The sequence below is a fragment of the Halomonas sp. SpR8 genome (assembly GCF_031010195.1).
In the GTDB taxonomy this organism is placed as follows: Bacteria; Pseudomonadota; Gammaproteobacteria; order Pseudomonadales; family Halomonadaceae; genus Vreelandella.
In genome coordinates, this window is record NZ_JAUAMC010000003.1 from 565896 (window position 1) to 589456 (window position 23561).

Below are 23561 nucleotides of genomic sequence, written 5' to 3' on the forward strand. Positions count from 1 at the left end.
CAGCTAGCGATTAGCTAACGCGGCTATATCCCCCTACCACGCCCTGTTTACTCAACACCAATTGCCAAAGGTGGAGCTCCCGGGCTCGGAATGCGCCCTCGCACATCAGCAGATAATAGCGCCACATGCGATAAAAACGCTCGCCAAACTGAGCCTTAAATGTCTGCCAATGAGTCTCAAAGTTGTGATGCCAGGCCATCAGGGTACGGTCGTAATCCGCCCCGAAATTATGCACATCCTCCACCACAAACAGCGCTTCCGCGGCCGCTGCAATTTGCCCCAAGGTGGGCAGTTCGCCGTTGGGGAAAATGTATTTATCAATCCATGGATCAGTCACCGTATTGCTTAAGTTTTTGCCAATAGTATGCAGCAAAAACAGCCCATCATCTTTTAAGCAGCGGTTAGCGACGCTCATATACTCGCGGTAGTTTTTATGGCCGACGTGCTCAAACATGCCAATACTGGCAATGCGGTCAAACCGCTCGCTCTCATTACGGTAATCCTGCAAGCGAAACTCTACCGGCAACCCCCTTTTAAGCAGGCGCTGACCGAATTCTGCTTGCTCTTTGGAGATCGTCAGACCCACACATTCAACGCCATAGTGTTCAGCAGCGTAGGCCATAAAACTGCCCCAACCGCAGCCGATATCCAGTACGCGCATCCCAGGTTTTAACTGGAGCTTACGACAGATGAGATCAAGCTTGGCTTCCTGGGTTTCCTGGGCTTCCTCCAGCGTTTGAGCGTTTTTCCAGTAGCCACAAGTGTAGGTCATGCGCGGGTCAAGCATGGCGGCGTAGAAATCGTTGCCGAGGTCGTAGTGTTTTTCGCCTACTTCCCATGCACGCTTCGCCGTTTGACGGTTTATCAGACGTGAGCGTAAGGAGTGGTAGGCTAATTGCGTAGGCTTGATGCGCTGGCCAAGCTGAGCGCGCATTAGCCGGTAAAACAGTTCATCTAACCGTTCGGCGTCCCACTCTCCCTTCATATAGCTTTCGCCAAAACCAAGATTGCCTCGCGAGAGTGCGCTGTCAATAACACCGGGGGCTTTTAACTGCAGATCCCACGGTCGCTCTCCACCTAACTGAATATCCGCTTCGGCCAGCAGCTCAGCAACAAAACGGTGGGGAGGAGAGGCTTCATCGAAACCGACAGGTGTTTTTTTCAACATAGGCATATTCACGTCAGGCCTCCTCACGCTATACCAATTATTGAATAGGTAACAGCATGTCTACTAGCATAGAGCCGCGTTGCAACATTAGCATTGTTAGATGGACTGTTTTTTCGATCTTTTTTCGATCATAAAACGTAAAAACTCCCTCTACTTAACCCGAAAAAAAGCCCACTTTGGAAATGCAGCCCCCTCGGGAAGCCGAATCATCAGAGTGCCAACCGATATTTAATCTGCTAACATTAGCAGCGCGGTTCCTGGCTACTAGGCTTCTAAATGAAGGCTTTTCGCTATAAATTGAATACATCGACAGGACCATAGACCATGCCACACCTACTATCAGGGTTGATGACTCCACCCTAGTTTTTTGCCTGACATTTATGCACACCGCTTGATTATTTTTCATGACCAACGTCACGAAAAACAATCAGCTATTTATTGGCAAATGCAATAAGTGCTGGCATCCATGATGACTGACCCACCTTAAACCTTGTTTGCTAATTAGACTAAAAGCGCTTACCCCTTTGATCGGTAAGATTTTTTAATCTTCAAACAAGGCTATATCATTGCAAAACGCACCTCTTCAGCATCTCGCTTTTTTTGACGAAACCTCTTCTTCGCAACGATTTGTGGCTGCCCTGCTTGAGAAAGCGGACATTCACATCAACGGTGATCGCCCCTGGGATTTACAGTTAAATGCTCATGGCGTGATAGAAGACGCTTTAGCGCGAGGCAACCTCGGCCTTGGCGAGCGGTATATGAACGGTGATTGGGAAGCTGAACAGCTCGATACGTTCTTTTATAAACTGATGCGTGCTCGGCTTCCAGACCAAGTCAACCACAGCAAGCTGTTGTTTCACCACCTAAAAACCCGCTTAATCAACTTGCAAACCGCCAAACGTGCGTTTCAGGTAGGTGAGGCGCATTACGACCTTGGCAACGAGTTTTACGCCGCCATGCTCGACAAGCGTATGACCTACACCTGCGGCTATTGGAAAGACGCCAAGACCCTTGATGAAGCCCAGGAAGCCAAGCTGGATCTCATTTGCCGCAAGCTTGAGCTAAAACCCGGCATGCGCGTGCTGGATATCGGCTGCGGTTGGGGCAGTTTTATGGCCTACGCCGCTGAACACTACGGCGTTGAGTGCGTAGGATTGACCATCTCCAAGGAGCAAACTGAGTACGGCAAGCAACTAATGCAAAGCGGGCTACCGGTTGAATTTCGTTTAAAAGATTACCGCGATGAGACCGAGCAGTTTGACCGCATTGTCAGCGTCGGCATGTTTGAACACGTGGGGCGTAAAAACTACCGCGAGTACATGAAAGTCGCTAACCGCTGCTTAAAAGACGATGGCTTGTTTTTGCTACACACCATTGGCAAAAACGTGCGCAATACTTCCCCCGATCCGTGGATCGATAAATACATTTTCCCCAATGGTGAATTGCCTGCGCTTAGTCACGTTACCAACGCGGCAGAATCGCTATTTGTGGTGGAGGATGTGCATAACTTTGGGGCGGATTACGATCGTACGCTGATGGCTTGGCACAAAAACTTTGAAGACAGCTGGCCACAATTTAAAGATCAGTTCAGCGAGCGCTTTTATCGTATGTGGCGCTACTATCTGCTGAGCTGTGCGGGGGCGTTCCGCGCACGTGACATACAGCTTTGGCAGTTTGTGCTGAGTAAAAAAGGCGTTGTAGGTGGGCACGACAGAGTCTCTTAAGCAAATCGCCCAGTTAGCAGCAACATTCTTATATATAAATACCTGGAACATTCAATGCACAACGCGTTTTCTCTATTTACCTCTGAGTCCGTCTCTGAGGGTCATCCTGACAAAATTGCCGACCAAATTTCAGATGCCGTTTTAGATGCCATTATCGCCCGTGACAAGCAGGCACGGGTGGCCTGTGAAACGATGGTTAAAACCGGGGTAGCGATTATTGCCGGTGAAATCACCACATCGGCATGGGTTGATCTTGAAATGATCGTCCGCGATGTTATCACCAACATTGGCTACACCTCCTCAGACGTTGGTTACGACGGTGCTACTTGCGGTGTCGTTAATTTAATCGGCAAACAGAGCGTCGATATTGCCCAGGGCGTCGATCGCACTAAGCCCGAAGATCAAGGTGCCGGCGATCAAGGATTAATGTTTGGCTACGCCACCAACGAAACTGAATCGTATATGCCAGCGCCCATTCACTACGCACACCGCTTAGTCGAGCGCCAAGCCGAGCTCAGACAGCATGGCTTATTACCGTGGCTACGTCCCGATGCCAAAAGCCAGGTTACCTTCCGCTACAACGCAGAAGGTCAACCCTGTGGAGTCGATGCGGTAGTGCTTTCTACCCAGCACAATCCTGAGATTGATCAACAGGAACTGCGCAACATTGTTAAGCACGAAATTATCGAGCAGGTCATCCCCGCCGAGTGGCTAGACGAGCAGACTCAATATCACATTAACCCAACCGGTAAATTTGTGATTGGTGGCCCGGTCGGAGATTGCGGTTTAACCGGCCGCAAAATCATCGTCGATACTTACGGCGGCATGGCGCGTCATGGCGGCGGCGCTTTTTCAGGTAAAGACCCCTCTAAAGTGGATCGTAGCGCGGCTTATGCGGGTCGGTATGTCGCCAAAAACATTGTCGCCGCTGGTTTAGCCGATAAGTGTGAAATACAAGTCTCATACGCGATTGGTGTGGCTGAGCCAACCTCCGTGGCCATTGATACGTTCGGTACCGGACGTATTAACGACACAGAGATTGTGGCGCTGGTGCGTGAACACTTCGATCTTCGGCCATTCGCCATTACTAAAATGCTGGATTTGCTTCACCCCATGTATCAACTCACCGCTGCCTATGGACACTTTGGCCGCGAGCCGTTTGAGCACAGCTACCTTTGGGTTGACGATAAGGGAGAAGAACGAATCGAGACCTTCACCGCCTTCCCCTGGGAAAAAATTGATAAAGCCGATGCACTGCGCCAGGCGGCAGGACTTTAACCAAACGTCCCCCGTTTAAAATTCCCCGTGTAGGAGGCGCCCTAGACGGAATACCATTGACGGTATTCAGTTAAAACACAGCCTACTCACCTATTAGACACAGGATATCCACAGATGACCGAACAGAAAATGAATGTCGAAAGCTTTAACCTTGACCACACCAAGGTAAAAGCGCCCTATGTACGGCTAGCCGATATTAAAGAAGGTCAAAACGGTGACCGCATTCACAAATACGATTTGCGTATTTGTCAGCCTAATCAAACCCATATGGAAATGCCTGCGCTGCACTCTCTTGAGCATTTAATGGCAGAGCTATCGCGCAATCATACCGATAAGGTCGTCGATATCAGCCCGATGGGTTGCCAAACCGGTTTCTATATCGCCATGATCAATCACGACGACTATGACGACGTGATCACTATCATCGAACAAACGCTCAACGATGTGCTTGTCGCTACCGAAGTACCCGCCTGCAACGAAATGCAGTGTGGCTGGGCCGCCAGCCATAGCTTGGAAGGTGCGCAAGTACTTGCTCGCGACCTGCTAGCTAAGCGCAATGAGTGGACTCAGGTGTTCGCGTAACATGATAATGGCTAGGCGCTTTTAATGCGCCTAGCTCATCGCTATTTGCAAATGACTAATCACGCTGCGATTGAACGATAAAGCGCAATTAACGTCTTTATAAGGTGTCGCAAACGCTAATTTCCCAGATACCTTTGCCAAGGTCGCTGGTAACTGCATGAGGCAACCCCATGATACGGTTACACAACGGCTCCCTTCCTACGCCGCCCTAGCGCTACTCCACCCTGTCGACGTTATGCATCCATTGCGTACACAACGCAGTGACTTTGCCAAAACAGAACCGTGAGTGGAATGACCATGCAGACACAAAACGCGTTTATCCCCAACATCGATGAATTAACCACTTCAAGCGAGTGGACTAGCGTTCACCAATACTTACCCATCAATACCAAAGCTTCTTTGCTGGTGGTTTACCGCGATATCCATGGCGCTGGCGTTACGTCGGCTATATTAGAGCGCGGAAAATTTCTAAGCGTTACCAATCGAGCGTTGGTGCGCGGCGTTCAGGCCTGGAAATACATCAATGAGTAATTTTCTCTAAAGGCCTTTTCAGTCCGATACAACATCACTATTTTTTTACTTAACAGGCACCATGGATACTAAAACTGAGACCTCTCAACGCGACGCCGAACATCATCAACTACTACACACCCTCGAATGTATTGATCTTAATATCGAGGAGATTAATCAACGCTTAGCGGCTTATGCAGAGGACATTCAATCTCAGAAGGAGTATTTGTGGACCAGCCGTGATGAGATGGATCATATCGAGAAAATCTCCGCTCGGGAATCCATTGAGCAGGCGGTGATGACGGGCGATAATGCGTTGGCGCGCCGCCATAAACTTGAAAAACTCAGGCACTCCCCCTACTTTGGGCGCTTCGATTTTTCCCAGCAAGGCGATGCCTACCCTACGCCTATCTATATCGGCATCCACCACTTTTATGATGATTTGGCCGGACAAAGCCGCGTCCATGACTGGCGGGCTCCCATTGCGTCACTGTTTTACGATTATGAAACCGGCCCCGCCAGCTATCAAAGCCCGAAGGGCGAGATTAGCGGCCATATCACCCTTAAGCGTCAATTTAGAATCAAAAAAGCCAACATCGAGCTGATGATCGATAGCGATGTTCATGTGGTCGATGAGGTGCTGCAAGACACGCTGAGCCAAGCCTCTGACGACACCATGAAGAACATCGTCGCCACTATTCAGCGTGATCAAAATGCGATTATCCGCAATGACGAAGCCCATACGCTGATTATTCAGGGTGTGGCCGGCTCAGGGAAAACCTCGATTGCACTGCACCGGATTGCTTTTCTGCTGTATCGATTTAAAGACACGCTCACCTCCGAAGATATTTTGATTATCTCGCCCAACCAAGTATTTTCCGACTATATCGCCAACGTGCTCCCCGAACTGGGTGAAGAGACCGTAAATCAGGTGGGAATGGAGACCCTTGCCGATGAATTGCTCAACAGTCAGTATCGTTTCGAGACATTTTTTGAACAGACCACGGCGCTACTGGAAAAAAATGACGAGGCTATGAAAGCGCGCCTGCATTTCAAAGCCTCGCCAGAATTCCTTAAAGAGCTCGATCGTTATGCAGCCGAAGTTGAGGCAAAGCGTTTCACGGCTGAAGATATTTGGATTGCCCGGCGCTTAGTGCCTGGCTGGTTACTGGAGGAGGTGTTTAAAAAGCATCGCAACCTACCCACCAATGAGCGTCTAAGGCAGGTCAGTTGGGAAATTGAGCAAAAAATAGGCAATCAGTATAACTATGATTTAGCGCCTGACGAGCGCAAGACGCTGAAAGCCACTATTAAAGGCATGCTGAAACAGAAGACGCTACGCGAGACCTATAAGGAGTTTTACACTTGGCTGGATAAACCCGAACTGTTCAAGGCCGCTTCCCGAGGGCGACTTGAGTATGCCGATGTATTTCCACTGATCTACCTAAAGATGCGCTTAGAGGGCGTCCACTCCCGCTGGCGCAACGCCAAACATCTATTGATCGATGAAATGCAGGACTATACCCCGGTGCAGTACGCGGTGATCGGCCAGCTGTTTCGTTGCAAAAAAACCGTGCTAGGCGATATCTACCAATCGGTTAATCCCTATAGCGCCTCGAAAGCCGAGCAGATACGCCAGGTGCTACGGCAATCCATGTACGTAACGCTGAACAAAAGCTACCGCTCGAGTATCGAGATCTCCCGCTTCGCTCAGCATATCGCCTATAACCCCGATCTGGAGCCGATTGAGCGTCATGGTAAACCGCCTGCTATTCACCGCTGCAACTCACGCAAGCAATCGCATACAGCCATTCAGCAACTAGCCCATGACTTTACAGCCTCAACGCATAACACTTTGGGGATTGTGTGCAAAACCCAAAAGCAGGCCAGTCTCGTTTTTAAAGCGTTAGAAGGACAGTTCGATAAGCTACAGTTACTCACTGAGCAAAGCACCGCTTTTGGACAGGGCATTATTATCTGTACTGCCCATATGGCGAAGGGCTTGGAATTTGACCGCGTCATTGTGCCCGAGGTAACGGCCACCCATTATGCGACGGATATGGAGCGCAACTTACTCTACGTGGCCTGCACACGAGCAATGCACCAACTTGATCTTACTTATCATGACGCACCCTCGACGTTTATCGCAAAGCTGGAAAGCCATCAGTTTCAAGCCGCGTGATGCTCAAAAAATAGATCACAACGACGATTTGAATAACGACCATACGCTCTCTTCATCGGAAACATAAAGGTGCAAGTGGTGCAGGTGTTTCGTGTGTTGCAGCTGATCACTCAAAGCCAAGACAGCTTCCCGAACAGCCTCTATACCGCCTGGAACATGAGAATTGACGCCAGGCAAAGGAATAGAAAGCGTAGCAAGTTCTTCGCGTTCGGCCACCATAATAATTTTACGATAGCCCTTGGCCCATAAAGCCAGCGTTTTAGTATCACTATTACTGCTTTGGGGCGGTGCAAATTTAATTACCGCTGCCCCCTCCTCCTGAAATGGTTGCGAGAGCACCCAGGCCTCACCAATAACGCTGCTGCCCAAGGCGTTTATTTGCTCTTGTTTAGCAGGCACTACGCATGCATTTTCTAGCGAAACATCGATATCCGCTTGATTAATGATGATGTGTGTTTTATTGAGCTGCCAAGTTTTCATTAGCGTCTCCTTAGAACAAAAAAGCCGGCACGCTCAATAAGTGAGGGCCGGCTGCGGGGTAAACTACGCAAATGCGAGCTAAACTTTTTTTGCGCTATTTTCAGTGCGCCTTAGCGCAGAATCAGCACCGGTATACGACTACCGCGTAGCATTGCCGTTGTTGTGCTACCTACTAACAGATGACGAATACGCGAGTGCCCGTAGGCGCCCATCACCAGCAGATCAATGCTGTGCTCTTTTTCGTAAGCCTGTAGTGCTTCGTCTACTTCGCCGGCACGAATAGCGCCTTCGGCTTGATGGCCGCCGTCACGCAACGTATTTAACGCCCACTCTAGCTCTGAGCGGCGTTCAGCCGTCTCTGCACCCACGATGAGCACGTGGCATTCGGTGCCTGTAAATAGCGGTGATCGCGCCAGCATTTCAACGCCCTTGCGGGCCGTTTTGCTACCATCAAATGCTATCAGAATCTTTTCTGGACGCTTGAATGTTTGTGGCACCATCAGGATCGGGCGGTGCATTTCACGCACTACCCTTTCAAGGTTCGAACCAAAGTGACCGCTGGATTTGTGGGCATTTTCACCGTGCTTACCCATTACCAACAAACGCACGTCTTTTTCAAGTTCTACCAATGACTCTACTAAGGTCCCGTTTACCTGACGGGTAGTTGAGTTACTAATACCATCCTCAACAGCTCGGGCATGGGCCGCTTCCAACATCAGCTTGCCCTGATCACGATTTATCTTGGCACGCTGCTCATCAAGCTCAGAGAGCTCTTTCATCAGCCGTTCGCGGGCCCCGAAGCGCAGGTTGCCGGAAAGGTTCTGCTCTTCGGGTAATTCCGAGTGATTGTCAACCACATGAATAAAGGTTAACGGTGCATCCATGGCCAAGCTTGCCCAGGCGGCGTAATCACAGACGCCTTCGGAAAACTGGGAGCCGTCAATGGCGGCTAATACCTGTTCTGACATATCGCTCTCCTTGTCTTAATTAATGGCCGCCCATCAACTTCTCAACCGCTTCGGGGTCATTATGTACCGCGTAGCGATCCACTATTGTCGCACTGGCTTCGCTCAAGCCCACCATCTCTACTTCGGTACCTTCACGGCGGAATTTAATCACTACGCGATCCAGTGCCTGTACAGCGGTAATATCCCAGAAGTGCGCGCGGGAGAGGTTGATAGTAACTTTATCGATACTCTCTTTGAAGTCAAAGGCAGCTATAAAGCGCTCTGATGAGGCAAAGAACACCTGACCCACCACTTCGTATTCACGCTCTTTACCGGCCTCCACTTCTTTGGAACCGATATACATGATGTTGCCGACTTTGTTGGCAAAAAACATTGCGGCGAGAAGTACCCCAACGAACACACCAATCGCCAGGTTGTGAGTACCGACTGTCACAAGAACCGTTGCCACCATGACAAAGTTGGTGCTCATGGGATGCTTTTTCAGATCGCGGATCGACTCCCAGCTAAAGGTACCGATTGCCACCATAATCATTACCGCTACCAGCGCCGCCATGGGGATCTGAGAAACCCAGTCCGCCAGGAAGACCACCATTAATAATAGCGCGATACCAGCGATGAGCGAGGAGGTACGGCGACGACCACCGGATTTGATATTAATGATGGATTGACCAATCATGGCGCAACCCGCCATACCACCAATGAGCCCCGAGCCGATGTTGGCGATACCTTGGCCCTTACACTCGCGATTTTTGTTGCTTTTGGTATCGGTTAAGTCATCAATGATCGTTGCGGTCATCATTGATTCCAGTAGCCCTACGACCATCAACATAATTGAATAGGGCAATACAATCATCAGCGTTTCTAGGTTCAGCGGCACATCGGGCCACAAAAATACTGGCAGGGTATCAGGAAGTTCACCCATATCTCCTACGCTGCGAATATCCATACCAGTCATCATATAGATGACGGTCAACACAACGATACAAATCAGCGGGGATGGGATCGCTTTACCGATGACGGGCACATAAGGGAAGCCGTAAATAATCACCAGGCCAGCAACCGTCATAGCGTAAACATGCCATGATACATCCGTGAGCTCGGGTAACTGCGACATAAAAATCAGAATAGCCAGGGCGTTCACAAACCCAGTCACCACTGAACGCGATACAAAGCGCATTAGTTCGGCAAGTTTTAGATACCCTGCAATAATTTGCAGCACCCCGGTTAGCAGGGTAGCCACCAGCAGATACTCCAGACCATGATCCTTGACGAGCGTAATCATCAACAGCGCCATTGCGCCTGTTGCACCAGAAATCATTCCAGAGCGGCCACCAGCAAAGGCGATAATCACACAGATAGCGAATGAGGCGTAAAGACCTACTTTGGGGTCAACACCTGCGATAATCGAGAACGCAATGGCCTCGGGTATTAACGCTAGCGCCACGACAATCCCCGCAAGGGTGTCGCCCTTGAGGTTAGAGAGCCAAGATTGTTTAAACTTTTCGTACATGCGAGGGGTCCACGGTTTTAGGTTAATAACAGGCCAAAAGCGTTCGAACAGCGCCGCCGACAAGGAGCAAGCACTGCCATCAATTGGCACGCTGAGATGATCAATTTTTATTATAAAAAAGGGTGGGCTAGCGTTGGTTACGGCTAAATCAATACCACAAGACGATGACAGCACGGTGAACGCACTATCAGCACCTTAGGAGGGAAGCGAAGAACTAGGGCGGAGTCATCAGCCCTAAAAAGCAATGCGGAAATTTAGTCATTAGCAAAGATTCTTTTACAGAACAATTTACAGAGCACGGGGTGCGACAAAGTGGCGTATGTTATCAGCAATCCTGCTGCATTGCACCTAACGTCTAACCTCAACGTGTGGGCTTCCCACCGCCACTTTAGACAGAGTGACCTTAGCCCCGCTTTTGACGTATCATTGCGCCGTTAAAAGAGACGTGGATTGCCAACTATTCACGTTGAAGCGGCACGGTTTTTCCGCCGATAAGTCGATTAAAGAGGAGCAGTACATGAGCCAATCTATTGCAGTCATCAAGGGCGACGGCATCGGCCCCGAGATTATGGACGCCACGCTGCGAGTACTCGACGCGTTAGATTGCGGCTTAACCTACCAGCATATTGATGCGGGCTTAGGCGCGCTTGAAAAGCATGGCACGCTGATTCCACAAGAGTCGCTGGATGCCATCGAACAGTTGGGTATTGCACTGAAAGGCCCACTGACCACGCCGATTGGCAAAGGTTTTTCCTCAATTAACGTGCAGCTACGCCGTCACTTTGATCTTTACGCTAATGTGCGCCCTGCTATTAGCTTCCCTGGCACTAAATCGCGCTACGACGATATCGACATGATCACCGTGCGTGAAAACACCGAAGGCGCCTATCTTTCTGACGGCCAGGAGATGATCGACGGCGGCGATACCGGCATTTCAGTGATCAAAGTCACCCGCAAGGGCTCCGAGCGTATTGTGCGTTACGCCTTCGAGCTGGCCAAAAACAACGGCCGCAAAAAAGTCACCGCGGTACATAAAGCCAATATCATCAAAACCAGCTCGGGACTGTTTTTGGACGTGGCGCGCGAAATCGCCAAAGAGTACCCCGAGATCGAATTCCAGGAGATGATCGTCGATAACGCCTGCATGCAGCTGGTGATGAACCCGCATCAGTTTGATGTAGTCGTTACCACCAACCTGTTTGGCGATATTCTCTCTGACCTTTGCGCTGGCTTAGTCGGCGGTTTGGGCTTGGCCCCAGGGGCGAACATCGGCGAAAAAGCAGCGATCTTTGAGGCCGTACACGGCTCAGCGCCAGATATCGAAGGCAAAAATATCGCCAACCCCTGCGCCCTGCTGCTGGCTGCGGCACAGATGCTCGATCACCTGGGTATGGCGGAGAAAGGCACCGCCATCCGCCAGGGTATCCGTACTGTGCTGGAAACCCGCCGCGATATGGTCACCCCCGATATGGGCGGCACCGGCTCTACCGACTCCTTCGCCCAGGCGCTGGTGGAATACGTTCAGGGCTAAGGCGTACAGAGCAACTAGTCCGCCTCTTTCTAGCCGGTCACTGATCGTTTTCTAGCTAATATCGTTAAAGCGGTAACGCAATAGGTACAACGCATTGAGGGTGACCAACACGGTCGCCCCAGTGTCTGCCATTACCGCAACCCACATTCCGGTGATTCCAAGCGCCGTAGAGACCAGAAACAGCGCTTTAAAGCCCAGCGCCAACGCTACGTTGGTCTTTACATTGCGCATGGTCGCCCGGGAGAGCGCGATCATTTCGGCTATCCCCTCTACGCGGTTTTTAAGCAGCGCGGCATCGGCGGTTTCAAGTGCCACATCGGTACCGCTGCCCATAGCGATGCCCACCTCTGCCGCGGCAAGCGCCGGTGCATCGTTAATACCATCGCCTACTTTGCCTACCGGCCCCAGCCCCTGAGCCTGCCATTCATGCACGCGCTGAGCTTTGTCTTCGGGCATTAACTCGCCTTCTGCTTCAATACCCAACTGGTGACCAATAGCGGCCACGGTGCGGGCATTGTCTCCGCTGAGCATAACGGCTTGAACACCCAAGCGCGCTAACGCTTGAAGACCCTTTTGAGCATCTTCGCGAGGCTCATCACGCAGGGCGATCAGCCCAATAGGCCGCTCATTTTCTACCAATACCGCGAGGCTTTTACCTTGAGCTTCCAATGCCTCAATACGTGCGTCCCATTCATTTGCAAAATGATCGAAGCGTTGTAAGTAGCGTGGACTAACGAGCATCAGCTCACGCCCTTCCACCTGCCCTGCTACGCCCTGCCCCGCGAGCGCACGACCGCCAACTACTTTAGTCAACGTAGCTTTTGACTGCTGGCCGCTATTATTTTGAAAATAGTCACTAATAGCAACGGCCAGGGGGTGGCTTGAACCCTGCTCCAGGGCGGCGGCCAGGCGCACTATTTCATCGCTACTGTTTTTAACGGTAAGGCCGCCATTAAAGCTCTCTACATCCGTTACCATGGGCTTGCCTGCAGTCAGTGTGCCGGTTTTATCCAGCGCAACCCGTTTAAGCTTGCCTAGCTGCTCTAACACCGCACCACCTTTCATCAACAGGCCGTTGCGAGCACCCACCGATAACCCCGCCGCAATCGCCGCGGGAGTCGAAATCACCAGCGCGCAAGGGCAGGCAATCAGCAGTAGCGCTAAGGCGCGGTAGATGGATTCTGACCATAGCATCGTCGACACCAGCGGCGGCACGATAGCCACCAGTAGCGCCACACCCACCACCGCAGGCATATAGTAAAACGCAAAACGGTCAATAAAGCGGGCCACTGGCGCTTTCGCTGCCTGGGCCTCTTCCACTAGCTTTATCACCCGGGCGATAGTGTTATTTTCAGCGCTACGGGTCACCTCGACCTCTAATACGCCATCCAGATTGACGGTGCCCGCAAACACCGTTTCACCTACTTCCCGCTCTCGCGGTACCGATTCGCCGTTGACCGGCGATTCATCGATCGAGGAGTGACCGGCGATAATTTGCCCATCACAGGGCAGTCGATCGCCGGGACGTATCTGCACCCGTTGCCCCGGCTGGAGCGAGGCGGCAGCTATCTCGCGCACTTCGCCCTGCTCCAGTAACCGAGCGGTGGAGGGCGTCAGTTTGGAAAGTGCCGAAATACTGCGGCGCGCCTGGGCAGCGGCAACACCCTCCAGCAGCTCACCCACGGCAAACAGAAACACCACCACCGCCGCTTCGGCGGCGGCGTTTATGGCCAGCGCACCAAGCGCGGCGATGCTCATTAGCATTTCAATGGTGAAGGGGTTGCCCAATTTGAGCGCTTGCCAGGCATGCTGAATAATCGGTACTAAACCAACTAGCGTCGCCGCAATAAAGGGCCAACTGCCCAGCGCAGGCCAGGCAAATTTAAGCCCCCAGGCAAGCGCCAGCAATGCGCCACTAACGATCACTAATCGCCCTTTTGGCGATTGCCACCAAGAAGGCGCTTTTTTTGATTCAGCCTTGTCCGCCGACTCATCTAACACCTGGTAACCGAGAGCGCTAATCGTCGCCTCAATCTCAGCGCGTGCCAGCGATTGCCCTGGCGGAGGGGTGAGTTGTACCGACCCCGCCAGCGAACTCGCGGAGACTTGATCGACGTGGTTTAAGCGCTTTAGCGCTGATTCGACTTTACGTTCGCAGCCGCCACAGTCCATGCCCTGCACGCGCAGGGTGGTCGTCGTGGGTGTCGTCGTAGCGGGTGTTGAATTACTCATCGCACGGTGCTCCAAGTTCGCCTATCTTAGGAGCAGCGTAATACCTATAGTTACTAGAGGTTCAAGTAATGAAAGAGCAAAAACCAGCGCCATCCACTACTGAGCGCTATATTGGCATCGGCGAACTGGCACGGGAATCCGGCTGTAAGCCCGAAACGGTACGCTACTACGAACAGATTGGGCTGCTGCCTTCAGCACCGCGTAACGAGGGCAACCAACGGCGCTACACCACAGCCGCTATCCGTCGATTGACGTTTATTCGCCATGCGCGGGATTTTGGCTTTTCAGTGGAGGCGGTAAGAGAATTGCTGGAAATGGCCGACCACCCAGCGATGCCTTGCCAGGAGGTGGATACGCTGGCAAAACATCATCTTGCCGAGGTGGAAGCGAGGCTGGCACGACTCACTGCGGTACGCGATGAGCTCAAACGCATGATCAATCAGTGCGCGGGGGGCAGTGTTGGCCAGTGCCATATCATTGACGTACTCAGCGACCACCGGCTGTGCCATCAGGTGGAGCCTCACGGTGGCGCGGATGTCATCGGCTAGGGGTGGACTAACCCAGCCACACATCTAAAAACAACATAATCACCAGACCCATCGCCAAACCGAAGGTGGCTTTTTTCTGGTGCCCGCAGCGATGGGTTTCGGGGATGATTTCGTGGCTGATGACATACAGCATGGCGCCGGCGGCAAACGCCAAGCCCCACGGCAGCAGTATCTGGGAAACGCTGACAATACTGGCGCCAAACAGCCCTCCGATGGGCTCGATTAGGCCAGTTAGAGCAGCAATCGACCAAGAACGCCATTTCGAGTAGCCCTCTCCCATCAAAGCGACCGCTACGGCCAGCCCTTCCGGCATGTTCTGTAGCCCAATACCGATCGCCAGCGGCATGCCGCCCTCTAATCCATTGGCGCCAAAGCCGACGCCCACCGCCATACCTTCCGGCAGATTATGAATAGTAATGGCAAATACAAATAGCCATACACGGCGCAACGATGCGGCCTCAGGCCCTTCACGGCCTTGGGCAAAATGCTCATGAGGGAGATACTCGTTGAGCAGCGCAATCGCGCCCATGCCCAGCAAAATAGCAGCACAGACAATCGCAGCAGGCACCGGGCCACCGGCATAGTAGATTTCTGCGGCGTCCAGCGCGGGGATAATCAGTGAGAAAAACGACGCTGCCAGCATTACTCCCGCCGCAAAACCCAGCGCTAAATCGCGAAATCCTCGGCTCGGCGTTTTGCCTAACAGCACCGGTAGTGCGCCAACAGCAGTCAGAAGGCCAGCGACCAAGCTACCTAAAAATCCTAATAACAGCGTATTTTCCATTATTGAGCCTAGAGAAACTTCCTGCTGAATATGCCCTTTGGCTCAGCGCAATCCACGCAAAATATTTTCCACCAATTGTTCGGCCTGCTGCTGAGTAGCACCGCTTTTCAGCAGCATGCGCAGACCCGATATTGAAAGGGTTAAGAAATATGCTGAGCTCTGTACATCACGCTCTTGGCAAATACTTCCCTCTTGCTGCGCCTGCTCAATGACTGTTACGAAAAACCCAGTAATCTCTCGGACACTTTGAATGGCGGCATCGGCTTCTGGTGTGCCTTGGCTGCCCAGCTCGGTAGCGGAATTAAAAATCAAGCAGCCCAAGGCGGCTTGTTCGCTTTCAGCCTGCTCAGCAGTGCGCATCAATAAACGCTCAATAAAGCACCACGCGCTTTTTTCCTGTGCTAGCGACGCCGCGAGCTGAGCCAAGAGCTGCTCGCGGTAGCGTGACAGCGCCTTCTTAAACAGCACCTCTTTATTGCCGTAGATATGGTATAGGCTGCTGCGGGAAATTTTCATGGCGTTTAACAGGTCACGCAGCGATGTGTGGTGATATCCCGAACGCCAAAACGAATGCATGGCAGCACTTAGCGCCGCTTCAGGTTGATGCTGCATCGGTCTTCCAACGCTCATATGTCTCCCCCACTGCCCACCTTACTGATTAGCTGCCTAATATATCATATGGGCCGTGCCGACTGCCGAAAGTGCCTGCCGTCCACCAACAAAAATGCCCGCACATCGCATGCGGGCATTAGATAAAAACGATTAATTGAGCAGTTCACGCACTTGCTTAATGCCTTCACGTGCGAGCTGCACCGGACGCGAATCGCTGATAGTCCAGGCCGCCATCGAACCATCGTACATGGCGATATTATCAAACTCTTCGATTTCACTGAGCACGAACCAGTCGGTGGCAGCCCAGTGGCCGGTATTGCAGAAGGCGATGGTACGTTCACGGCTATCCAGGTCGGCGTCGTTAATTCGCGACTGGAGACCATCTACATCAAGGTAGTAGGCCCCGTTTTGAACGTTTAAGTGGCTTTGGTGAGGCAGGCTGCGTGCCCCTGGAATGGTACCTGCTACTCGTGCTGCCGGAGACTTTGTATCACCCGCAAAGTAGTCGGAGGGGCGCGCATCCACTAGCTGCGCTTGCGCTTCCCGTGCCGCCTCCACTTCTTCCGTGCTCGCCACTAAATGCTCGCGCAGTGATGCTTCGAAATTCACTGGATCAAATGCGTCAGTATTGCCACTAGCGACGTCGTAGCCTTGTTGCTGCCAGCCAGCAAAGCCGCCGTTTAAGATGGACACATCATCATGGCCAAGCACCTTCAGCGTCCAATACACTCTTGCCGCGCTGCCAAAATCGGTTGGCCCGGTACCCGCAGGCACAATCACCACATCGCTTTCATTGCTAATGCCTAAACCTCCGATCAGCGCCTCCAAGGCGCCGACTTCAGGCATCAAGCCTGCCACGCTATCGCGGCTTTCACGCCAACCGTCGTCGGTGTAACTGGTGTAGCGGCTGCCAGGGATATGGGCTTCTCGAAAACTGGCCTCATCGCCACCATTATCGATAGAGGAGCGAACATCCAAAATAACCAGTGAAGGCTCTTCCTGATGCGCATCCAGCCACTGGGCGTCGACTAAAGGCGTCATCTCTAACGCCTGAACCTGGGTAGCGACACTGAGGACGCTGATAGCAGTGATGATAACGCCTTTCATGGAAAAACCTCCTCTATAACGCAGGAACGATTGGTACAATATTCGCATCATGCGCTATAAAGAGAGGTGCTGACAATACATATTGGTTATATCGATTTAGCTAATAGCGCCTTGAATGAAGATTTTTTTCGCCCTGCTGTAAGTATTACCAAGACGGCACCACTGAACGTTAGAACAATGAAACAGGAGCTTTGCCATGCCCCCTTCCGCGACTCGCTCGTCTGATACAGCGCCAAGATTTTGGCTAAGCGGTAAACGCCATGCCGAGCAGGATCTCTTTTTCCGCCAGACCCTGGAAGCCAAGGGATGGCAACAAGGCGACGAAGCGCAGTGGCAGGCAGCCTGGGTCACCGGCATGCCGCCCAGGACAGCATTCAAGGCGACTTCCCCCAGCCGAGTGATGAACCACATTCCCGGTAATGCCGCACTCACGGTCAAGAGCCGCCTGCATAAAGGCTTGAGCGAGCTGCGCAAACGTACCCAGCGTCACTACGGTGAGACGCACCCCAACACGGAGCGACTGAATTTCTTCCCCCGCGCCTATGAAATGCCCCACGACTACCCGGCGCTGGTGGAGGATGCTGCCGCGCATCCCGAAAAGCGCTGGATCTTAAAGCCGACCAATGCGTCCAAGGGCCAGGGAGTTCAGGTGCTGCGCGACCCGAACACCGCACCGCTGACGCCCAACTGGCTGGTGCAAGAGTACGTTGCCAACCCGCATACAATCCGCGGCCACAAGTACGTGCTGCGCCTGTATATGCTGATCGCCAGCATCGACCCGCTACGCGTGTATCTCTACGACCAGGGCTTTGCCAAGCTGGCCTCGGCGCCGTGGAGCCCGGATGACATCGACAACCCCTTCAGCCAGCTGACCAACCCCGACATCAACGCGCTCAACCTGGACGCCGAGATTCCGGTGGAGTTTATCGACCTTGATCGCTACCGCCACTGGCTGCGGGAGCAGGGCCACGACGACCAGGCACTGTTTGACCAGCTTCATGACCTGGCCACGCTGACAGCGCTCTCCGGGGTCGAGGCGATGCGCGCCCGCTCCCGGGAAGACAGCGCCGACCCGCGGGGCTGTTACGAATTGATCGGCCTGGACTGCCTGGTCGACGACCAGCTTAAACCCTGGATTCTGGAGTGCAACCTGAGCCCCTCGCTGGGCACCTGCGCCAAGCCCGAGCACGGCGGCGTGGTCGAAGAGGCCGTCAAAACCGGCCTGGTGCAGGATATGATCGCCCTGACAGGGCTTGATCAGCCGCCCCGGGACACGGCTACCTTCGATGCCGCTGCGCTGGCGGCAGAGCGCGAACGGATGGGTGGATTTGTTCCGCTCTACCCAACCCAGGACACCCATCGCTACCTGCCCTTTATCGGGCTACCTAGCCTTGCTGATTACCGTTTGGCGGCTGAGCTTGCCCCGCTGTCGTTATCGTTTTATGGCCAGGACGTCAGCGAGCTTATCGACGGTGAGCAATTGGCGCTTTACCACCACGCAAGCGGGCGCTACTTCCAGCTTAACAACAGTGCGGCGCTGATCTGGCTACTGGTCAGCGAAGGCGAGTCGATCGAGACTGTGATGGATCACCTACAGGCGGCAAGCGGCGGGCAGGTCGATGCAGACACCCTTGCCAGCGATATGTGGGCCACACTTTCGCTATGGTGGCAGCATGGGCTGCTAGCGCCTGGGGATCGCGACACTGCTGCATTCGGCACGTTTTGCCCCGCCCGCGCACAACCCGCTACCTGGCACAGCACCCTGTTTTTTGATCATCGCCGCTGGTCAATCAGCGCGCCCCAAGGGCCCGTGGTCGAACGCATTACCGACGCCTTGGCGCCCCTGCTCGACGCCAACGACAAAGCCCCTGACGTGTCGCTGCATATACTGGAAAGCGCCAACGGCTACTGCCTAACCAGCGATAGTCGGGTGATTCGTTCGCGCCTACACCTGGATGACATCATCCCCGCTATCATCCAGCACTGTTTATCCCACACTTTGAGTGACGGACAGCTGGTACTTGATGTCGTCCTGGTGAGTCGGCAGGAGGGCCATGTTGTCTGCATTGTTCCCAGCCAGGAAGCTCCCCAGGCGATGGAAGCGCTGAAGACGGTGGCGGAAAATAACGGCCTCGCCCTGACACGCGGAGCCCGCCTTTCACTCGCTACGCCAAAAAGTCTGGAACCGCTTAATGTACCGATTGAAGGTGCCGGGTTCTTATTTCAGGAACGCGGCCCCTGCGCGGGGCTTTTATGGTTTGATGCTGACAATTGCGACACCCAGGAGGTACCGTCTTCGCTTGAATCACTAGGTGCCCTACTGCCTCTGACCATAACGTCAGCAGAACCCCATCAAGGATTGAGCCCTGACGCCTTGACCGCGCTGCAGCAAATGACCCAGGTCACGCGCTGCCGCGCTCGGCTGACCAGCCCTCAGGTCGAGGCCGTTACTCAGTGGCTTAGCCAGACAACGCTTTTACCCCCTTCTCACGCCGCGTTATAGCGGCAGGAAGACGCGCCATTTGGCGCATTTGCTTGTAACACTATAAGGAGAAACATCATGTCTCAACACGAAGCTAAACGCCGTTTACTGAGCCGCTTAAGCCGCCAGTTCGGTTATACCGCACCGGCCCTCGCCCTGGTGGCAAGCGGACTTGCTTTTCAAGCTCAGGCAGACGAGCCCACCGAAGGATTCGCCTCGATGCAGGAAGCGCCCATGATGTTGGCAGAAGGCGGCGCTGAAGGCACTGGCGAAGGCGAGAAACCCGAAGGTGAAGGTGAAGGAGAGGGAGAAGGCGGTGCTGAAGCCGGTTAATACTGAATAGTCCGCTTTATCCGTTGTGCTGAGCTGGTGTGTTGACCAGCTCAGCTTATAAGGAGCCTTCGCTATGCCTGTTACGTCACTGCCCGTTGCGGTATGTCACTCAACAAGTGAGGCGCTGGTGGATGAAAACACTCAGCCTCTCACCCAGCTCCAAAAGTTACTTGCCACAATGCCAAGCACGTCCTATCAACGGCTGTTTCGTAGCCAGTCGGTCGGCAAACACGTTCGCCACATATTGGAGCATTATCATACCTTGTTGACAGGCATTAACGACAGCATTAAGGAGATTGGTATTGATTACGAGCAGCGCCCCCGGCAAACAGCGTTAGAAGAGAACCCTGACGTTGCGGCCAAGGCAATTAGCGTGATTAAGGCGCCTCTGGTGTCGTTAGCTGATCGGCCGATAGATACACCTATCATCATCCACTACCCTATAGGAGATGAAGGACATAGCCTTCCATTGACGTCAAGCTTAGGGCGCGAACTGGCATTTCTCTCCAGTCACACGGTGCACCATATGGCGCTGATTCGTTTGTTGTGTGAATCGATGAACATAACGTTATCCAGCGATTTTGGTGTTCATCCATCCACATTGCGCTATTGGCAACAGCAACCCCATTAAGTGATTCTTTCCTACTATTCTTGCCTACTAGGAGTCCTTGCAATGAATCGATTTCTCAATCAAACACGCTATTATCTTGCTGCGTTTATCTTGTCCATGGGCGCTGGATCGTTTACCGCTCAGGCATCTGATAGTGCGCTAAATGATTGGCCAGACCAAGGCTGGACAGTGATTTCTGCCGAGAAAGACTACGCGACACTGTTAGACGACTTGCGTGACGCCGTCGAAGACGCTGGTATGGCGGTCGTTACCGAAGCGGGCCCGACAGAGGCCGCGACACAGCGGGGCGAAACCATTCCTGGTAACCGGGTCGTTGGTGTGTTTCGCAACGACTTTGCCGTGACCATCATTCGTGAAAGCGTGCCTGCCATGATCGAAGCGCCCTTGCGGTTTTATGTCACCGAGGAAGATGCAGAAAGCGCAACGCTTGCATGGAAACACCCTAACGATGTTTTTGCTCCTTATATCACAGAACACACCCCCGACTTAGCCAATGCAGCGCAAGAGCTAGACGTTATTTTTCAACGGATTGGCGATAGCGCTGTTGCACCCTAAGTAGTCGTTAGAGAAGCCATCTTACCGGCAAGCTATAACATCACGTGTTACTTCTAGCGGTCGGTGTGGTGGGATAGACTGGCCATTGGAGTGCTCATATAAATCATTTAAACGCTGGTGCCCCTTTCGGCCAGGTCAGTTTCTCTCCACGAGAAATTGACGTTTTTACTCTCCTGCCGCGCCTCCCTCATGTAAAGAAGCAATCAGCGGGCAGCTCACACTGTCTTGTTGTGCGTGGCAGTGACCGATCATGTCGCCCAGCACCTTTTCGATTTTTGTCAGCTTGTCGATCTTTTCGCGCACATCCCGCAACTTGTGCTCCGCCAGCGCACTGGCTTCCTGGCAGTGAGCACCATCTTCCAATCGTAGTAAATCGCCGATCTCATCAAGACTGAATCCCAATTGTTGTGCATTTTTCACAAACGCTAAGCGGCCAATATCGGCAGTACCGTAGCGTCGGATACCACCCTGAGGACGCTGGGGCTCAGATAATAGCCCACGCCGTTGGTAATAGCGGATCGTCTCAACATGGACGCTGGCAGCCTTTGCCAAACCTCCGATGGTCAATGAATTCACTTTATCAGTCATACGCCTTGACTCCGTAGCTAACTACGGAAGTAACCTTATCTAAATGCGGATCCGAATGCTCGACTTTCCTTATCTCGAAAGGAGAATGTATGTTGAAAAACCCTAAGCCCCTGATTCGGGTAGGCGTAGCAGGCACCATTTTTGTGGCGTTGTGCTGTTTCACACCCATTCTCGTCATACTGCTTTCCACCGTGGGCTTGGCCGCCCTGACCGGGTATCTCGACTACGTTTTGCTTCCAGCCCTTGCCGTATTCATTGGCCTGACCATCTATGCGGTATGGCGCAAAAAGAAATACGACGCCAACTGTGAGAAAGCCTCTACAACTTCAAGGAGTTCCTTTGATGAGTGATAACACCCTGCACATTGCTGTCATCGGTAGCGGCGGTGCAGCCATGGCAGCCGCCCTGAAGGCAGCAGAACGTGGCGCCCGTATCACCCTGATCGAACGCGGCACTATTGGCGGTACCTGCGTCAATATCGGGTGCGTCCCCTCAAAGATCATGATTCGCGCCTCGCATATTACCCACCTACGCAAGGAGAGCCCCTTTGACGCCGGGGTAAGCGCCCAGAAAGCGCCTAAGGTGGATCGTGCGAAACTGGTTCAGCAACAGCAAGCACGTGTTGAAGAGCTGCGCGGTGCCAAGTATGAGGGGATTCTATACGACCACCCGGCGATCACGGTGCTAAGAGGCGATGCCCGGTTTGTCGATTCCCATCATCTAACGGTCAAACTGAACGACGGCGGTGAGCAGGCTGTTCACTTTGACCGCGCTTTTATTGGCACTGGCGCCCGCCCGGCAGAGCCGTCGATACCAGGGCTGGCCGATACGCCCTACCTGACGTCCACCAGTGCGTTGGTGCTGGACACATTACCCGACCGGCTGATTGTCATTGGCGCAGGCTTCGTCGCGCTGGAATTGGCCCAGGCGTTTGCCCGGTTGGGTAGCAAGGTCACCGTGTTAGCCCGGAGCCGTTTACTTTCCAATGAAGACCTCGCTATCGGCGAAGCCATAGAGGCAGCGTTCAAGCGCGAGAATATTGCGGTGCTCCAGCAGACTCAGACCAACCGCGTGAACTATATCAACCATGAATTCATTCTTGACACTAACAGGGGTACTTTGAGGGCGGATCAACTCTTGGTGGCCGCTGGCCGAACCTCCAATACCGAGCTTCTCAACCTTGAGGATATCGGTGTGAAAACCGAGCGAGGCAAGATTAAGGTGGATAAACAGTTGCAAACCACCGTGCCGGGCATCTATGCCGCCGGTGACTGTACCGATCAGCCGCAGTTTGTCTATGTCGCCGCTGCCGGGGGCAGTCGGGCCGCGGTCAACATGACGGGAGGCGAGGCCACTCTGGATCTCAGTGCCATGCCGGGGGTGATGTTTACCGACCCACAGGTTGCCACCGCAGGTCTGACGGAAGCCGAGGCGCTCAAGCGAGGCTTCAGCGTGGATACCCGTGTACTTGATTTGGAGAACGTTCCCCGGGCACTGGTCAACTTCGACACCCATGGGTTTATAAAAATGGTCGCCGACCGTGATTCAGGACGATTATTGGGTATGCAGGCAGTCACTGCCGAGGCCGGTGAGCTGATCCAGACAGCAGTAATGGCATTGAGAACAGGCATGACCGTACAAGCCATTGGCGATGAGCTATTCCCCTACCTGACCATGGTGGAAGGGCTCAAGCTGTGTGCCCAAACCTTCACCAAGGATGTGAAGCAGTTGTCTTGCTGTGCGGGATAAACAAAGC

22 protein-coding genes are annotated in these 23561 nt (G+C 53.1%); 13 read left to right on the forward strand and 9 right to left on the reverse strand.

What is annotated here, in order from left to right:
- Positions 1–10: 10 nt before the first annotated feature.
- Positions 11–1174, reverse strand: a complete 1164-nt coding sequence (gene cfa / locus QT230_RS09235; protein ID WP_308321411.1) for a cyclopropane fatty acyl phospholipid synthase — start codon at positions 1172–1174, stop codon at positions 11–13.
- Positions 1175–1734: 560 nt separating this feature from the next.
- Between cfa (QT230_RS09235) and cfa (QT230_RS09240) the strand changes: the two genes are divergently transcribed.
- From cfa (QT230_RS09240) to QT230_RS09260, 5 genes are all read left to right on the forward strand, one after another.
- Positions 1735–2892 carry a cyclopropane fatty acyl phospholipid synthase gene (gene cfa, locus QT230_RS09240; RefSeq protein ID WP_308321351.1) on the forward strand — a complete coding sequence of 386 codons (1158 nt, stop codon included), beginning with the start codon at positions 1735–1737 and terminating at the stop codon, positions 2890–2892.
- A 54-nt stretch (positions 2893–2946) separates the two neighbouring features.
- The gene (gene metK, locus QT230_RS09245) at positions 2947–4170 is read left to right on the forward strand and encodes a methionine adenosyltransferase (RefSeq protein WP_308321352.1); all 1224 of its coding nucleotides are present in this window, start codon (positions 2947–2949) and stop codon (positions 4168–4170) included.
- Between the two features lie 114 nt (positions 4171–4284).
- The gene (locus QT230_RS09250; RefSeq protein ID WP_308321353.1) at positions 4285–4752 is read left to right on the forward strand and encodes an S-ribosylhomocysteine lyase; all 468 of its coding nucleotides are present in this window, start codon (positions 4285–4287) and stop codon (positions 4750–4752) included.
- A gap of 297 nt (positions 4753–5049) precedes the next feature.
- Entirely contained in the window at positions 5050–5283 is a 234-nt protein-coding gene (locus tag QT230_RS09255) for a hypothetical protein (protein ID WP_308321354.1), read from the forward strand.
- 61 nt (positions 5284–5344) lie between these two features.
- Entirely contained in the window at positions 5345–7444 is a 2100-nt protein-coding gene (locus QT230_RS09260) for a UvrD-helicase domain-containing protein (protein ID WP_308321356.1), read from the forward strand.
- 15 nt (positions 7445–7459) lie between these two features.
- On the opposite strand, the gene QT230_RS09265 is transcribed toward QT230_RS09260, so the two are convergent.
- From QT230_RS09265 to QT230_RS09275, 3 genes are all read right to left on the reverse strand, one after another.
- On the reverse strand, positions 7460–7924 hold the full coding sequence (locus tag QT230_RS09265) for a hypothetical protein (protein WP_308321357.1): 465 nt from the start codon (positions 7922–7924) through the stop codon (positions 7460–7462).
- A 110-nt stretch (positions 7925–8034) separates the two neighbouring features.
- Positions 8035–8892: a universal stress protein gene (locus tag QT230_RS09270; protein WP_308321358.1), complete on the reverse strand. Its 858-nt coding sequence runs from the start codon at positions 8890–8892 to the stop codon at positions 8035–8037.
- Between the two features lie 19 nt (positions 8893–8911).
- Complete coding sequence (locus QT230_RS09275; RefSeq protein WP_308321359.1) at positions 8912–10402, reverse strand: SulP family inorganic anion transporter; 1491 nt, start codon at positions 10400–10402, stop codon at positions 8912–8914.
- Positions 10403–10919: 517 nt separating this feature from the next.
- Here QT230_RS09275 and QT230_RS09280 point away from each other — a divergent pair.
- A complete protein-coding gene (locus QT230_RS09280) occupies positions 10920–11933 on the forward strand; it encodes an isocitrate dehydrogenase (RefSeq protein ID WP_308321360.1) in 1014 nt (337 codons plus the stop codon).
- A 51-nt stretch (positions 11934–11984) separates the two neighbouring features.
- Here QT230_RS09280 and QT230_RS09285 read toward each other — a convergent pair whose 3' ends face one another.
- Entirely contained in the window at positions 11985–14165 is a 2181-nt protein-coding gene (locus tag QT230_RS09285; RefSeq protein ID WP_308321362.1) for a heavy metal translocating P-type ATPase, read from the reverse strand.
- 68 nt (positions 14166–14233) lie between these two features.
- Here QT230_RS09285 and QT230_RS09290 point away from each other — a divergent pair, with 68 nt between their 5' ends.
- The gene (locus QT230_RS09290) at positions 14234–14713 is read left to right on the forward strand and encodes a helix-turn-helix domain-containing protein (RefSeq protein WP_308321364.1); all 480 of its coding nucleotides are present in this window, start codon (positions 14234–14236) and stop codon (positions 14711–14713) included.
- 7 nt (positions 14714–14720) lie between these two features.
- Here QT230_RS09290 and QT230_RS09295 read toward each other — a convergent pair whose 3' ends face one another.
- The 3 genes from QT230_RS09295 to QT230_RS09305 form a co-directional block, all read right to left on the reverse strand.
- The gene (locus tag QT230_RS09295) at positions 14721–15497 is read right to left on the reverse strand and encodes a ZIP family metal transporter (RefSeq protein WP_308321365.1); all 777 of its coding nucleotides are present in this window, start codon (positions 15495–15497) and stop codon (positions 14721–14723) included.
- 42 nt (positions 15498–15539) lie between these two features.
- Positions 15540–16109 carry a TetR/AcrR family transcriptional regulator gene (locus tag QT230_RS09300; RefSeq protein WP_308321367.1) on the reverse strand — a complete coding sequence of 190 codons (570 nt, stop codon included), beginning with the start codon at positions 16107–16109 and terminating at the stop codon, positions 15540–15542.
- A 150-nt stretch (positions 16110–16259) separates the two neighbouring features.
- A complete protein-coding gene (locus QT230_RS09305) occupies positions 16260–17216 on the reverse strand; it encodes a sulfurtransferase (RefSeq protein ID WP_308321368.1) in 957 nt (318 codons plus the stop codon).
- 196 nt (positions 17217–17412) lie between these two features.
- Between QT230_RS09305 and QT230_RS09310 the strand changes: the two genes are divergently transcribed.
- From QT230_RS09310 to QT230_RS09325, 4 genes are all read left to right on the forward strand, one after another.
- A complete protein-coding gene (locus tag QT230_RS09310) occupies positions 17413–19719 on the forward strand; it encodes a PqqD family peptide modification chaperone (RefSeq protein WP_308321369.1) in 2307 nt (768 codons plus the stop codon).
- A 57-nt stretch (positions 19720–19776) separates the two neighbouring features.
- Positions 19777–20031 (forward strand): hypothetical protein, encoded by a 255-nt coding sequence (locus QT230_RS09315; RefSeq protein WP_308321370.1) that lies wholly within the window; start codon positions 19777–19779, stop codon positions 20029–20031.
- Between the two features lie 73 nt (positions 20032–20104).
- The gene (locus tag QT230_RS09320) at positions 20105–20662 is read left to right on the forward strand and encodes a hypothetical protein (RefSeq protein ID WP_308321371.1); all 558 of its coding nucleotides are present in this window, start codon (positions 20105–20107) and stop codon (positions 20660–20662) included.
- A 42-nt stretch (positions 20663–20704) separates the two neighbouring features.
- Positions 20705–21217 (forward strand): DUF302 domain-containing protein, encoded by a 513-nt coding sequence (locus tag QT230_RS09325; protein WP_308321372.1) that lies wholly within the window; start codon positions 20705–20707, stop codon positions 21215–21217.
- Between the two features lie 165 nt (positions 21218–21382).
- Here QT230_RS09325 and merR read toward each other — a convergent pair whose 3' ends face one another.
- Positions 21383–21805: an Hg(II)-responsive transcriptional regulator gene (gene merR, locus QT230_RS09330; RefSeq protein WP_308321373.1), complete on the reverse strand. Its 423-nt coding sequence runs from the start codon at positions 21803–21805 to the stop codon at positions 21383–21385.
- 92 nt (positions 21806–21897) lie between these two features.
- Here merR and merF point away from each other — a divergent pair, with 92 nt between their 5' ends.
- Together merF and merA are read left to right on the forward strand one after the other, a co-directional pair.
- Positions 21898–22155, forward strand: coding sequence for a mercury resistance system transport protein MerF (merF, locus tag QT230_RS09335; protein WP_308321412.1), 258 nt, complete (start codon positions 21898–21900; stop codon positions 22153–22155).
- Positions 22148–23554, forward strand: a complete 1407-nt coding sequence (gene merA / locus QT230_RS09340; protein ID WP_308321374.1) for a mercury(II) reductase — start codon at positions 22148–22150, stop codon at positions 23552–23554. Before merF ends, merA begins: the two co-directional genes overlap by 8 nt.
- Positions 23555–23561 lie beyond the last annotated feature (7 nt).

Excerpts from the sequence above, each read along its gene's own strand:
- cfa (WP_308321411.1), bottom strand. The coding sequence starts at position 1,174 with ATGCCTATGTTGAAAAAAACACCTGTCGGTTTCGATGAAGCCTCTCCT.
- metK (WP_308321352.1), top strand. The coding sequence starts at position 2,947 with ATGCACAACGCGTTTTCTCTATTTACCTCTGAGTCCGTCTCTGAGGGT.
- QT230_RS09250 (WP_308321353.1), top strand. The coding sequence starts at position 4,285 with ATGACCGAACAGAAAATGAATGTCGAAAGCTTTAACCTTGACCACACC.
- QT230_RS09255 (WP_308321354.1), top strand. The coding sequence starts at position 5,050 with ATGCAGACACAAAACGCGTTTATCCCCAACATCGATGAATTAACCACT.
- QT230_RS09260 (WP_308321356.1), top strand. The coding sequence starts at position 5,345 with ATGGATACTAAAACTGAGACCTCTCAACGCGACGCCGAACATCATCAA.
- QT230_RS09265 (WP_308321357.1), bottom strand. The coding sequence starts at position 7,924 with ATGAAAACTTGGCAGCTCAATAAAACACACATCATCATTAATCAAGCG.
- QT230_RS09270 (WP_308321358.1), bottom strand. The coding sequence starts at position 8,892 with ATGTCAGAACAGGTATTAGCCGCCATTGACGGCTCCCAGTTTTCCGAA.
- QT230_RS09275 (WP_308321359.1), bottom strand. The coding sequence starts at position 10,402 with ATGTACGAAAAGTTTAAACAATCTTGGCTCTCTAACCTCAAGGGCGAC.
- QT230_RS09280 (WP_308321360.1), top strand. The coding sequence starts at position 10,920 with ATGAGCCAATCTATTGCAGTCATCAAGGGCGACGGCATCGGCCCCGAG.
- QT230_RS09285 (WP_308321362.1), bottom strand. The coding sequence starts at position 14,165 with ATGAGTAATTCAACACCCGCTACGACGACACCCACGACGACCACCCTG.
- QT230_RS09290 (WP_308321364.1), top strand. The coding sequence starts at position 14,234 with ATGAAAGAGCAAAAACCAGCGCCATCCACTACTGAGCGCTATATTGGC.
- QT230_RS09295 (WP_308321365.1), bottom strand. The coding sequence starts at position 15,497 with ATGGAAAATACGCTGTTATTAGGATTTTTAGGTAGCTTGGTCGCTGGC.
- QT230_RS09300 (WP_308321367.1), bottom strand. The coding sequence starts at position 16,109 with ATGCAGCATCAACCTGAAGCGGCGCTAAGTGCTGCCATGCATTCGTTT.
- QT230_RS09305 (WP_308321368.1), bottom strand. The coding sequence starts at position 17,216 with ATGAAAGGCGTTATCATCACTGCTATCAGCGTCCTCAGTGTCGCTACC.
- QT230_RS09310 (WP_308321369.1), top strand. The coding sequence starts at position 17,413 with ATGCCCCCTTCCGCGACTCGCTCGTCTGATACAGCGCCAAGATTTTGG.
- QT230_RS09315 (WP_308321370.1), top strand. The coding sequence starts at position 19,777 with ATGTCTCAACACGAAGCTAAACGCCGTTTACTGAGCCGCTTAAGCCGC.
- QT230_RS09320 (WP_308321371.1), top strand. The coding sequence starts at position 20,105 with ATGCCTGTTACGTCACTGCCCGTTGCGGTATGTCACTCAACAAGTGAG.
- QT230_RS09325 (WP_308321372.1), top strand. The coding sequence starts at position 20,705 with ATGAATCGATTTCTCAATCAAACACGCTATTATCTTGCTGCGTTTATC.
- merR (WP_308321373.1), bottom strand. The coding sequence starts at position 21,805 with ATGACTGATAAAGTGAATTCATTGACCATCGGAGGTTTGGCAAAGGCT.
- merA (WP_308321374.1), top strand. The coding sequence starts at position 22,148 with ATGAGTGATAACACCCTGCACATTGCTGTCATCGGTAGCGGCGGTGCA.